This window comes from Halorubrum sp. GN12_10-3_MGM, assembly GCF_005435235.1.
GTDB classification, from domain to species: domain Archaea; phylum Halobacteriota; class Halobacteria; order Halobacteriales; family Haloferacaceae; genus Halorubrum; species Halorubrum ezzemoulense.
The window spans coordinates 35,554-42,627 of sequence record NZ_SGUB01000027.1 but is presented as its reverse complement, the minus strand read 5'-3'; the positions used below and the strand labels follow the sequence as shown (position 1 = coordinate 42,627).

Sequence of the window (7,074 nt, the reverse complement as noted above, 5' to 3'; positions counted from 1 at the left end):
AACTCGGGATTGACCTGATTTTCATTCCATCAGGCTCACCGCACCTCAACCCAATCGAGCAAGTCTGGAAGTATCTCAAATGGACGATGGCACCAATCGTCGTTGAGAGCGAAGCGGAATTCAAAGACCTCGTTCAGGAAACTTTTGAGAAAATAACGAAACGCGTCAGCTTCGCAAAGAAGTGGTGTGAACAGTTCCTTGACTTTCGAATGTTATCTTAATCATTAAACCGGTCGTCAGATGGCCGGTTCGCGCGGACGACCCGACGCACTGCGAGGGCAGTTCACGCAGCCCGTCGAACCATATTGACGAACTCCTTGTACGGCCACCACCAGAGGCGACGTCCGCCTCGGCGGGGCGTCGCCAGGTCTTGAACACATCTTCAGCAAGCAGACGTTCTAACTAACTCGCTTTGTGAGGTACTGAAGATGCGATCGGCTGCGAGGCTTAGAGGCTGGTGCTAGTTCATCGTTTGTCCAGTCGGGCGAATCATGAGTTCGTTGACGTCGACGTGTTCGGGTTGGTTCGTTGCGTACACGATTCCACGGGCAATGTCTTCGGGAGCTAGCGTTGGCATATCCACTTCGGAAAGTTGTTCAAGCAGTTGCTCGTCAGTAATGTGAGTCGGGAGCTCAGTATCAACCGCACCCGGTTCGATGACCGTGGTTCGGATGTCCTGTGGCGAGAGTTCCTGTCGAATGGCATCGGTGAAGGCAGTGACACCGAACTTCGTGGCGTTGTAGCCACTTCCGTTGGTCATCGTTTCCCGCCCCGCAACTGACGAGACGTTGACGACGTGGCCACCGTCTTGCTGTTGCATGATGGGGACCACAGCGTGCGTGAGATTCATCAGCCCTATCAGATTCACTTCGACCATCTGCCGGAGATTCGACCGGTCTGCTCGTTCCAGTGGCTCGAGAAGCATCACGCCGGCGTTGTTCACGAGGACATCGATCTGGCCGTACTCGTCAATAGTCGTCTCGACCAGTGTGTCAATATCGTCTTCCTCCGTGACATCGGTTTCGACGACGAGTGCGTCTCCACCTTCCGTGGTGATTCGGTCCGCGAGCGCTTCGAGTTCGTCGACACGCCGTGCTGCAAGCACGACGCTTGCGCCCTCTGTGGCAAGTGCTTCGGCAGTCGCCTCGCCGATTCCTGAAGATGCGCCAGTTACAATCGCAACACTGTCGGAAAGGTACTTGCTGTCAGTCGATGGGTTATCAGACATCAACAGAAGATATGTGATACCGGAAGGAGCGAGTTGTGCTTACCAGTAAACCCATTTATATAGACAAATGACCATACTTCACACTCCAGGGTATTGAGCGGGATTCTGATGGAGTCACACTCCGCTAAATTAAACGCTGGGTGCGACAACCTGTGGGGTCAGAGGGTGCGAGGGATCAGACGACAGTCTGGCGAAAAGCGACCGAGAGACAAGATTTACTCACATGGAACAGTCAATGGAATCCCGAAAGAGTCCGAGGCTACTGCGGCAAGACACTCATATACTGCTGTGGACCAACAGTCTCGCTTATCAGCTGCCTCTCAGCTCTGCGCAGGAGATCAGACGCCGCGGCGGCTGAGACATCGAGTTCGGACGCAAGATCATCCGTCGTGAATTCACGCGGAGAATCGTAGTACCCCTCGGCGAAGGCGATCGAGATGGCCCGGTACTGCTTGTCGGTCAACCCGAACTGGTCGCGTTCGCCGTCGTTCTCGGGGTCTGACGCGATCTTTAACAGCTCGAATGGAATGTCGTGGACCTTACATCGATCTCGCAGTGTGGCCAACGACTCGTAATCCGAGAACACCTTCTGTTCGCGAATCCCTTCGCTGGTCACTGTTGCATCCATGACAACTCCCTCAATTTCTTCTGGGTCGTGAGACCGGGCAAGATTCGAGTCATCTCTCACGATGAGTTGATAGAACCAGCCGTCGGCGGTTTGTCCAATTTCCATCGCATTGATAACCTCCGTAGCCGAATCCAGTTTTCGATCGAACACACCGTGCGAACCTGTATCGACAGTTACCGTCATCAGTATCTTGTTATTGTTGAGAATAAACGGGTTCGAGATCGATAGCTCACCGCTTGGAATCGCTTCTGCAAGTCCAACGAGTGGGAGCGTGCGGTCAGCCAGGAGAATCTCGGCGACGAGTACCATGGGTGATAGTTGGCTTCGGTCTATTTAATTTCGAGTTTCCACGCTGGGGAGACTCACTGTGGTGCTTTCACCGTCTCGGTTGTCTCGAAGTCATACTCGACGCCAGTCAGCTTCTCGCTCACGTCCCAGAGTCGCGCTGCGTCATCTACTGATGTCAGTCGCTATTCAAGTGAAAGTTTCTGTGGTCTGATCGTGGTCGCGTTAAGTTAGAGGATGAGGCGGACAATTTCTGAGTGTCTATGCCAGAATTCGGCCGCCTCAGCGAACGTATCACGTGGATCGACTTGCCGTTTGTGGAGCGAGGTCGAACGCCTCGCTGGGCGATTGAACTAGGGCTCCGCTGTCATTTGGTCGGTATGTCACTTCGTGAGGGAAGTAAACATCTTGAACTGTTTGGGATCGATCGGAGCTACGTTGCGGTTCATAACTGGGTTCATAAAGCCAATCTACAGCCGATCTCAACCGTCTCCGAGAATCAACTCGCGGCTGACGAGAAGATGATCCGCCTCCACGGCCAGCAGTTCTGGCTGTACGGCGCGGTTGATCCACAGACGAACGGGATCCTCCCCGTGAGCCTCTTTCCAACCACAAATAAACAGACGACGCGATAGTTTCTCACCGAGCTACACCGGCGCTATCAGCTCGATAACGTGGAATTTCTCGTCGATGACGCAGACTATCTTGGCTCAATCCTCGCTGAAGACGGCTATCGATTTTAAGTCATTCGGCATGGAAGTTGGAATGCCATCGAACGTGTCTTTTGAGAAATAAAACGACGAACATCTTCGTTTGCGAACAGTTTTAGCAATGTCGCGTGAGAGACAGCTCAAAACTGGCTCGAAGCCTTCGCCGTCTATCACAATTCACGTCAAAATTAACACGACCGCAAGGTCAGATTTCTTGCCGGCATCTGCGACTTGATTAGTAATTTGTATTTTGTCTCACATATTGAACTTAGATAGGAGCAACAATTACAGGTATGTCGGTGAACAGCCCACATTTGTCGTTTAATGAGCAATTATATGTAGTAAAGCCTTCCAATGAGTGATGGCACGACGGCATTCACGACGGTCTGTGCTGAACGCGGCGGCTGCCGGCACCGCGGTTTCACTTACCGGCTGTCTCGGCGGCGACGATGGCGGCCAAACAGTGCGGATTTCTGGTGGCGTCGGGCCACTGCCGATGGTACAGGTGTGGGCTGACATCTATGCTGAGCAAAGCGACCTTGCCTTCGATATCTCCGGCGGCGGCACTGGGGTCGGAGTGTCAGATCTGTTTAATAATCAGGTTGATGTAGCAATGATGGGGCGTGAACCCTTTGAAGAGGAACTTGAACGCGGGCTGGTCGCGGTGCCGATGTTGATCGACACCGTCGTGGGAACGGTTAATAAAGACAACCCGGTTATCGATCAGATTCAATCACAGGGGGTAACTAGAGCGGAGTTAGAAGCAATATTTACTAAAGAGATCACTAACTGGGGAGAACTGTTTCCAGACGCCGGTGTTGACGCCGAGATCGTCGTCTACGGCCGTTCGGACGCCTCTGCGGCGTACAAAAAGTGGGGTGAGTTCCTCGGCGGCGAAGGCGACGCCTACACACAAGACGATCTTGAGGGACTCTCGGACGGCAACTTCAATGGCGATCAGCCGGTTGCCCAGTCGCTCGGCGAGAGCGAGAACGCCATCGCGATGAACAACGTCAATTACGTCTACAATCTCGACAGCGGCGAACTCGACGGTGATATCCGGCCGATTCCCCTTGATCAAAACGGTGACGGACTCTCTGAATCGGAGTCGTTCTATCAAACTCGCGGCGAGTTGCTCGCGGCCGTTGAGCGCGGCGACTACCCGGCACCGCCGGCCCGCGAGATGTGGCTCGCCGCAAACGGCACGTTCGACGCCTCTGTCGCGCCGTTTATACAGTGGGTGCTCACTGACGGCCAACAGTATGTCTCCGAAAACGGTTACGTCCCTCTAACGGAAGACCGTCTTGAAGATGGACGAGCGACCTTGGAAAACAACACGGAATCGTGACCACCGACACCGACAGTCTGCGGAAGCGGGCTCGGTCGAGCCGCCTCGGCCGACGGCTGCTTGCCGAACGCTACAGTAGCTACTGGCTCACCCTGGCGGGGTATCTGGCGATCGCGCTGTTTGGGGGGATCACACTACTACTCTTCTACCGATCGCTGCCAATCCTCTCGGAGTATCCGCTGAGTTCGATGTTAACCTCTACAAACTGGGACCCTGCGCGGAACAATTTCGGCTTTTTGCCGGCGATCGTCGGTACCGTCTACGTCACCGCACTCTCGATGGTAATGGGGGTTCCGATTGCGCTCGGTGCGGCGATCTATATCGCCGAGTACGCTGAAGGGCGAACAAAAACACTCGTCGCCGCACTGATCGATGTGTTGGCGGCGATCCCGAGTGTGATCTTCGGGCTGGTCGCACTGATCGTCGTCGTGCCGTTTATCGGTAGCTACGTCGCCCCGGTGTTCAACGAGAGCACCGCTGGCGTCGGCATCTTTACTGTCAGTCTTGTGATGGCGATCGTCGTCACCCCGTTTATGACCTCGCTGTCGGTCGAGTCGCTCGAATCGCTCCCCGACGAGCTGCGGGAAACGTCGCTCGGCGTCGGCGCAACCAAGTTTGAGACGATCCGATCGGTGTTGCTTCGGGCGGCTGGGCCTGGGATTTTTTCGGCGATCTTACTCGGCTTTGGGCGCGTGTTCGGCGCGACGATCGTACCAGCGTTGCTGATCGGCGGCCAGACACAGATTCCCACCTCGGTCTTCTCGACCGGCCAGACGCTGCCAACGCTGATCGTCAATGATTTCGGCGAGCTGATGTCGCTCCCGCTCACACAGTCGGCGTTGATATTTGTCGGGCTGATGCTCGTCGTCGTCGTCTGGCTGTTTAACTTCGGGGCGATGCTCGTCCAGCGGCGGCTCAAACGGCGGTGGCAGTACCAATGAACCGCTATACCACACAGCGACTGTTCGGTATCGCGGTGCGGGCGGCCGCCCTGCTTGTCGTCGGTGTGTTACTGTTGGTCATCGGGGTCACCGTCGTCAGAGGTGGGGGCGTGTTGCTTGCCGATCCATCGATTGTACTCACGCCACCCGGCTCGCGATACATGCTCGAAGGAACGGGAGGCTTTCTACATGCAGTGCTTGGCAGCCTCTTTATTGTCGGCCCGGCAACCATCGTCTCAATGGTGGCTGCGGTGTCGACGGCGGTCTATCTCCAGAGCGACTACTCCAGTAAACGGTTTTCCGACGCTGTGAACATGTTTCTCAACGTGCTGTGGGGTACCCCGCCAATCGTCTACGGCGTCTTCGTGTTGACGATCATCATCGCTACAGGTGCCCAGACAAGTTTATTTTTCGGCATCGTCGCTATCGCTATCTTCCAGTACCCGATTATGACGCGCTACACCGACGAGGCGTTGCGTGCAGCCCCGGAGACGGTTCGAGAATCGACCTACGGGCTTGGTGCGACCCGGTTTGAGAGCATGCGGATGACCGTTCGGGCGGCCGCACCAGGCGTTATCGCCGGCTTGGTGATGGGGTTTGCCCGCGGTATTGGCGATGCGGCAACCGTGCTGTTTACCACCGGCCGAAGCACCCGGATGCCTGGTGGACTGTTCGAGGCGGCGACGACGCTGCCGGTGCTCATTTTCGATCAGGCGATGTCGTTTAATCCTGAGGTTCGTTCCCACGCCTACGCGGCGGCGTTCGTGTTGACTATTGCTGTGCTCGGCTTGATCCTCCTCTCGAAGCTGTTAGCCGGCCGCTACGCGCGATATACACCCGGAGGAAACAGATGACAGAGATCCCACTCACGACAGACCAGCTTTCAGTAACGTACACCGGCGACCGCGAAATCGAAGCCGTCAAAGGAGTCTCTATCGACTTCCCGGCCAACACGCTCACAACAATTATTGGCCCTTCCGGCTGTGGGAAATCGACGCTGTTGAAATCGCTCAACCGGCTTCACGATATTCAAGAGAACGTTGAGATCGACGGTGATGTCTTGCTCTCCGGGGACTCGGTGTACAATACCAACGTGCCAGCCCCGGAGATACGCAGACAAATCGGCTACGTTCCCCAGACCCCGACCGCGCTGCCGGTGTCGATCTACGAAAACGTTGCCTACGGGCTGCGCATCCACGGTGACTACGAGTCGAAGGCCGATCTCGACGAGAAGGTCGAAACCTATCTCCGGAAAGTCAACCTCTGGGATGAGGTCGCCGATCGGCTTGACGCGCCGGGCGCGGAGCTATCAACCGGACAAATCCAGCGGCTCTGTGTCGCCCGGTCATTGGCTGTCGAGCCGGACGTGTTACTCTGTGACGAGGTGACCTCCGCGCTCGATCCGGTGTCGGCCGAAAGCGTCGAGAAGACGCTCAGAAAATTAAAATCCGAGTATACGATTATTCTTGTCACCCACAGTATGGCTCAGGCACGCCGACTCGCCGACGAGGTCGTGTTCCTCTATCTCGGAGAGGTTATCGAGAGCAACGACGTTCAGTCGTTCTTCGAAGATCCACAAGAGGAGCGGACAAAGACGTTTATTGGCGGTACAACACCGGTTGACCGCGACGACACACCTGCCGAGCAGACGGCCACACCACCGGCCCCTGACGGGAGTAAAGGGTCGACTGCCGGCGATGACAAGCAGTGAACAAGGTAGTAAAAATAGAGTCTATCTCTAGACCCGTATTTGAGGGGGCGGAAGTAGTTGACAGACGGACTTAAAGAACAATTCAGGCAGATATTGATCCTGAGGAAGTGAACGGAGATTCTCAAATCATAGAGCATCAAGACACGAACTTTCGATTGCTAGATCAAATTGATTCGCAGATAGAGTCTGGTGAACGGAGGATCAGAATAATAAGTATTGGGTT

The 7,074-nt window shown here is 55.3% G+C and carries 6 protein-coding genes and 3 pseudogenes; 6 read left to right on the top strand and 3 right to left on the bottom strand.

What is annotated here, in order from left to right:
- A pseudogene (locus tag EXE47_RS15675) lies at window positions 1–221 on the top strand (IS630 family transposase); the annotation flags it as partial.
- Here the strand turns inward: EXE47_RS15675 and EXE47_RS15670 are convergent.
- From EXE47_RS15670 to EXE47_RS15660, 3 genes and pseudogenes are all read right to left on the bottom strand, one after another.
- Window positions 218–367, bottom strand: a pseudogene (locus EXE47_RS15670) (ISH3 family transposase); the annotation flags it as partial. The pseudogenes EXE47_RS15675 and EXE47_RS15670 sit on opposite strands and share 4 nt — an antisense overlap.
- A 93-nt stretch (window positions 368–460) precedes the next feature.
- Complete coding sequence (locus tag EXE47_RS15665) at window positions 461–1,228, bottom strand: SDR family oxidoreductase (RefSeq protein ID WP_089309030.1); 768 nt, start codon at window positions 1,226–1,228, stop codon at window positions 461–463.
- 259 nt (window positions 1,229–1,487) lie between these two features.
- Window positions 1,488–2,165, bottom strand: a complete 678-nt coding sequence (locus EXE47_RS15660; RefSeq protein WP_049933003.1) for a helix-turn-helix domain-containing protein — start codon at window positions 2,163–2,165, stop codon at window positions 1,488–1,490.
- Between the two features lie 239 nt (window positions 2,166–2,404).
- Here EXE47_RS15660 and EXE47_RS15655 point away from each other — a divergent pair.
- The 5 genes and pseudogenes from EXE47_RS15655 to EXE47_RS15635 all read left to right on the top strand — a co-directional run bounded on the left by EXE47_RS15655 (window position 2,405) and on the right by EXE47_RS15635 (window position 6,851).
- Window positions 2,405–2,983, top strand: a pseudogene (locus EXE47_RS15655) (IS6 family transposase).
- Between the two features lie 229 nt (window positions 2,984–3,212).
- Window positions 3,213–4,199, top strand: coding sequence for a PstS family phosphate ABC transporter substrate-binding protein (locus EXE47_RS15650; protein ID WP_049933002.1), 987 nt, complete (start codon window positions 3,213–3,215; stop codon window positions 4,197–4,199).
- On the top strand, window positions 4,193–5,140 hold the full coding sequence (gene pstC, locus EXE47_RS15645) for a phosphate ABC transporter permease subunit PstC (RefSeq protein ID WP_049933001.1): 948 nt from the start codon (window positions 4,193–4,195) through the stop codon (window positions 5,138–5,140). The genes EXE47_RS15650 and pstC overlap by 7 nt, the downstream gene beginning before the upstream one ends.
- The gene (locus EXE47_RS15640; protein WP_049933000.1) at window positions 5,137–5,994 is read left to right on the top strand and encodes a PstA family ABC transporter permease; all 858 of its coding nucleotides are present in this window, start codon (window positions 5,137–5,139) and stop codon (window positions 5,992–5,994) included. The genes pstC and EXE47_RS15640 overlap by 4 nt, the downstream gene beginning before the upstream one ends.
- The gene (locus EXE47_RS15635) at window positions 5,991–6,851 is read left to right on the top strand and encodes a phosphate ABC transporter ATP-binding protein (RefSeq protein WP_049932999.1); all 861 of its coding nucleotides are present in this window, start codon (window positions 5,991–5,993) and stop codon (window positions 6,849–6,851) included. The genes EXE47_RS15640 and EXE47_RS15635 overlap by 4 nt, the downstream gene beginning before the upstream one ends.
- Window positions 6,852–7,074: the final 223 nt, after the last annotated feature.